Origin of the sequence: Ideonella azotifigens (assembly GCF_006519715.1) — a bacterium.
Taxonomy (GTDB): domain Bacteria; phylum Pseudomonadota; class Gammaproteobacteria; order Burkholderiales; family Burkholderiaceae_C; genus Ideonella; species Ideonella azotifigens.
In genome coordinates, this window is the sequence record NZ_VIDT01000689.1 from 1 (window position 1) to 2,822 (window position 2,822).

The 2,822-nt window shown below is 67.9% G+C and carries 3 protein-coding genes; 2 read left to right on the top strand and 1 reads right to left on the bottom strand.

Annotation, left to right across the window (positions count from 1 at the left end; genetic code table 11):
• Positions 1-986 (bottom strand): LapD/MoxY N-terminal periplasmic domain-containing protein (locus FKP22_RS26300; RefSeq protein ID WP_170201099.1); only part of this gene is annotated, 986 nt, incomplete at its 3' end.
• A gap of 230 nt (positions 987-1,216) precedes the next feature.
• Between FKP22_RS26300 and FKP22_RS26305 the strand changes: the two genes are divergently transcribed.
• Positions 1,217-2,392 (top strand): nuclear transport factor 2 family protein, encoded by a 1,176-nt coding sequence (locus tag FKP22_RS26305; RefSeq protein ID WP_141290843.1) that lies wholly within the window; start codon positions 1,217-1,219, stop codon positions 2,390-2,392.
• Between the two features lie 71 nt (positions 2,393-2,463).
• Positions 2,464-2,822, top strand: a 359-nt coding sequence (locus FKP22_RS26310; protein WP_211361595.1) for an FUSC family protein, incomplete at its 3' end; no start/stop codon positions are given.

A 2,822-nucleotide genomic window follows, 5' to 3' on the forward strand; every position in this document is an offset into this window, starting at 1 on the left:
CGCAGGGACGCCGCTTCGGGCAGCAGCATCGCGAAGTCGGAGCCGTTCAGCCGGCCGACCTCGAAGGAACCGACACGCGTGGCGGAGTCGATGATCGCGTGGCCGGCATCGCGCAGCATCGCGTCGGTCGCCACGCGGCCCAAGCGGCGGTTCAGGCCCTGCAGGTCGCTGATGCGCACCAGCAGCAGCGCGCCACCGGCCACGCCGTCTTCCGAACTCAGCAGGCCCTTGAGCCGGCTCATGAAATGCGGCCGGTTGGAGACGCCGGTCAGCGGGTCGCAATTGGCCTGGCGCCGCAGCATCTCGACCTGGCCGGCCTGCTCGTCGAACATGGCCTTGAGGCGGTCGACCATCAGGTTCATCGCCCGGGTCACGTTGCGCAGCTCGGGCACCGAAGGTTCGCTGACGGTGATGAAGCGCCGCTCGGTCAAGGCCTGGGCCTGGCGCACCGTGGCTTCCAGCGGCACCCGGATGCGGCGCAGCAGCAGGTGGGCCAGCGCACCCAGCGCAATCGCCAGCAGCGCAAACGCGGTCAGCGTGCGCAGCATGCCGCGCCACAGTTCGCGGTAGGCAAAGCGGGTGTTGCCCCGCACTTCCAGCGAGCCCACGCTGACGCCGTCGGCCACCACCGGCGCCAGGCCCTGGGTCACGTTCAGCGACAGCAGGTCGGCAAACCAGTCCGGCACGCCATCGGCCATCGGCGGCGCTTCGCGCGACAGCAGCGTGCCGCCTTGCGGCGTGCGCAGCCGCAGGTGCTCGTAGAAGCCGATCTCGAACTGGCGGTCCAGCGTGGCGGCCATGCTTGGCAGGTCGCCATGCTGGCCCGCCAGCGTCTGGGCCAGCGATTGCGCGCTGTCGTGGTTCTTCATGGCCAGTTGCGTGGCCAGGTATTGCCGGGCCGACAACATGGACAGGCCGAAGGCGCCGGCAAAAGCCAGCGTCAGCGTCAGCAGCAGCAGCAACCAGACTTGGCGAATCAAACTCATGGGCAGGTTTCCGTTTCCTCTGTCGCCCTTATACCTTCTCCCGGCCGGCATCAAAGCTGCAAAATCGACGCAGAAACGGGGCATAACCCGCAGGCTTTGCGCATGCCCAGCGCGGTTCGTCCCAGTGAAACACGCGAATTTGGATAGACTCGGCGGGCTTTGGGCAGCGCCAGTCGCCGCCCGGCCCATTTTGTTGCTTGCCTGCCCACTTGCCACCTGACCGCCTGCCCATGCTGTTTGCCCGTGCCCCACTTGCGTCCCAGGCGATTCTTCACGCTGACCGGGCCGCCGGGCCGGTGCGAAGCCTGAGCTGTGGCTGGCTGCTGGCCCTGAGCGCGCTGGTCAGCCTGCCCGCAGGCGCACAGACCACCGCCCCGGCGGCGGCCTCAAAGCCGGCCGCGGCGTCACCCGAAGCAAGCGAAGTGCAGCGCCTGATCCGCGAAGGCCAGCACGCGCAGGCGCTCAAGCTGATCGACGAAACCCTGGCCCGCAACCCCAAGGACGCGCAGATGCGCTTTCGCCGCGGCGTCGCGCTGTCCATGCTGGACCGCAAGCAGGAGGCGCTGACGGTGTTCCAGAAGCTGGTCGAAGACCACCCGGACATGCCGGCGCCGTACAACAACATGGCCGTGATCTACGGCTCCATGGGTGACTACGACAAGGCCCGCGAAGCGCTGGACAAGGCGATCCGCACCAATCCGACCTACGCCACCGCCTACCAGAACCTGGGCGACGTCTACGCCCAGCTCGCCAGCCAGGCCTACAACAAGGCGCTGCAGCTGGACAAGAACGATGCCACCAGCGCACCCAAGCTGGCACTGCTGCGTGAACTGACGGCCGCGCCCAATGTGGCCCCGCCGCCGATGCCGAGCAAAAAGCCGCCGGTCATCGCCGCTGCACCTGCCGTGGCCCCGTCGGTACCGGCACCAACACCAGCGATCGCGCCTTCCGCTGCCTCAGCGTCGGCCAGCACGGCGGCGGCCATGGCCAGGCCGAAACCGGAACCCGCCAAGGTCGAAGCCACCAAACCTGAAGCGGCCAAGCCGACGCCAGCCGCCGCACCGGAAGGCCAGGCCGAGGTCGAGGCCGCCGTCAAGGCCTGGGCCGCCGCCTGGAGCAGCCGTGACATGAGCGGCTATTTCGCAGCCTACGCGCCGGACTTCAAGGGCAGCGCCGCCTCCCGCAAGGCCTGGGAACAGGACCGCGAGGCCCGCATCGCGCCGCGCAAGAAGATCCGCGTCGAGCTGGCGGACATGAGCGTGCAGGTCAAGGGCAATCAGGCCACGGTGCGATTCCGCCAGGCCTACAGCTCGGACACTTTGAGCACGACAGGTCGCAAAACGCTGGAAATGCAGCGCTCGGATCACGGAAAATGGCAAATCAAGCAAGAGTCCGTTGGCGGGTGAGCCTGCCCGCCACCGGCCCTGCCCTGGTGGCGGCCTGACATGCGCTGACCCGCCGCCCCTGACCTGATTCGATGACGAGTGAACAACGCCCCCTGACGACCATGGACGACCCGGTGCCGATGATCCACGGCTTCCTCAAAGGCACGCTGTGGTCGGTGCCGTTGGCGGCGGCCTATGTGCTGGCCATGCCGCTGGTGCAGGACTTCGGCATGCTAGTGCTGCTGTGCGCGCCGGTGTTCCTGCTGCTGGGCTGCTTCATCCCGCGGGCCACGCCGGGCAACCTGGCGATGCCCATCCTGTTTGGCGTGGCTGGCGCCTTGTCGATGCACGACACCGCCACCGCCGATCTGGTGAACTTCGCGAATTCGATGCTGGCCCAGGTATTGGGTGTGGTGGCCGCGGCGCGCATGACCGCGCTGGTGCGCTCGAT

What these genes read in the sequence shown, in the direction of transcription:
- FKP22_RS26305 (WP_141290843.1), top strand. Translation starts at nt 1,217, where the DNA reads ATGCTGTTTGCCCGTGCCCCACTTGCGTCCCAGGCGATTCTTCACGCT.